1 pseudogene is annotated in these 2076 nt (G+C 48.5%); it reads left to right on the top strand.

Annotated features, from left to right (window positions below):
* A pseudogene (locus BGO89_03125) lies at window positions 1-878 on the top strand (hypothetical protein).
* Window positions 879-2076 lie beyond the last annotated feature (1198 nt).

The raw sequence follows: 2076 nt of genomic DNA on the forward strand, positions 1-2076 counted from the left end.
GTGCGGATCAGCGAGCGTACACGGCCTTCGGCGAGGACGTGAATCTTCCGAACGAAGCGCTGATGGGTCGTACGGGCTACATCGGCCGTGAGACGGACAACGAGAGCGCGTTGGGCTTCTATGGCGTACGGCAGTACGATGCAGGGTATGGACGATTTCTGTCCGTGGATCCGCTGTGGGCGTTGTATCCGACTCTGACGCCCTTCCACTATTCGATGAGCAACCCCGTCACGCAACTGGACGGTGGTGGCAAGTGGGTGCAGGCGGCGGATATTGCCTCCCGTGAAACTATTCGTAGTTCGGTCCCTTCAAGATTCAGAGATGCGGTGCAGTTCGATGACAACGGAAGGGTAGATGCCAGTCTGCTAAAGGCTGCAGCCCAAGGCCAAGATGTCAACTCCAATATTGCTGTACTTGCTCGGTTAGCAGAAAACAAGCAAGGGATTCTTGTACATACAGGAGCCGACTATGAATACAATGATGAGAATGGCGTCGCAAAATCTGGAGCCTTGGCAAGTTATCCTGAAGGTGAAAGTGGACCATTCTTGGACTCCGACAATACGCTGAAGGGTGGTATCACTATCGTTCCCATACTCGAAGGTGGGCCACCTGCAGGTATCCCAGATCAAGGAAAGCGGTTTTCAAAGGATGAGAATATTCATGTATATGTAAGTCCGACCGCAGACAGGATATCATCAACCGTTACTAAAGGTTCTATCGGTGCCCATGAGATGTTTTCACATGCTGTAATGTATATTCAAACCAAACTTAAAGTTCCTGGTGTCTTTGGTTGGTGGCATGGGGCACCACAGGTTGACAAACGGGCCGAGGATGCAGAGAAGGACGCAAAACAACAACAGCAGAAAGGATCTAAGTAATGAGAGCATCTATTCCGTTGACTATTTTGGCAACAGTGTGCATCTCATGTACACAACAGTCAGGAAATGCTCCAAGATTGGAGCGAACAGTAGAATCAATGATTCTGGATTCAGTCTATATCAAGTCTGAGACGTCTAAGAGTAACGGGCGTTTAATCTGTAACATCGTGTTATGGAATGATGGAAATAGCCCTGTATTCGTACGTGGTGACTACTATTATGTAGAATTCTTTGGAGACGAAAGAGGCGTAACACTTCCTGCTAGAGAGTGGAGCGGGAATGTGATCTCGCGAATACATCCCTCTAAGTATGGTTCATTAGGACAAAATCAAGTCGGACCATTAGTGCCACGTAAGGCACTTTTTCTAAGGGTTAGTCCTCATGGTCGAACTGTACTGACAGTTACACTAGGTCTTCCAAAGAGCTTAGCACATAAGGATTTGAGTGGCGATAGTATATCAATATCAATTCCATACTGGAAGAGCATCCAACCATTGGAGCAGTTTACTAACATACATCCTACTGTTGATTCCTTTAAGGTTTCCGACGCAAATCTTGAGAAGGTGGATATGAAAAACTATTTCTCATATACTTTACAGGGTGATTCCATTGCCTTGAACCTCGATAATATTAGCACGATGAATTCATTGATAGTTAATCGCTTGCACACGTGGAGTAGTATCGTGCGGTAGGGTAGGGTTCCAAAATGTGGATGTCGAAACCGAATCATTGGGATGCCGCTTGAATACTGTCGGTAGTGTTCGAATATGTTGATGGCGAAGCCGAATCGTTGGGATGCCGCTTGGATACTGTTCCGTAGCCTTTGTCACCGTCACCTGAATGGGTAGCGTTCCAATATGTTGATGATGTCGTCGAACGGCTGAAAAATGACTTGCTAGCAGGATTCTTGCTCGCGTTCGTTGTCATGATATAAACGATCATTCCCTTCGGTAACGAAGAAACAAACCGTTCTTTGGCATATCGCCGTGCGAGATCCGGACCTCGTGTTCCAATGTGTGGATGGATCTTTTCCAGCGCGCGAACTGGCTGACGGGTTCGACGCGGACGACGGGTCTGGCCCGCACGGATGCCAACACGTACACGGAGAACGGCGGTATCGCCACCCGTACGCGGTCGGAAGACCTGCTCGTCAACACCACGCCCTTCGGTCGTCAGACCTACGAGACGTGGAGCTATG

Source organism: Candidatus Kapaibacterium thiocyanatum (assembly GCA_001899175.1).
Classification (GTDB): Bacteria; Bacteroidota; Ignavibacteria; order Kapaibacteriales; family Kapaibacteriaceae; genus Kapaibacterium; species Kapaibacterium thiocyanatum.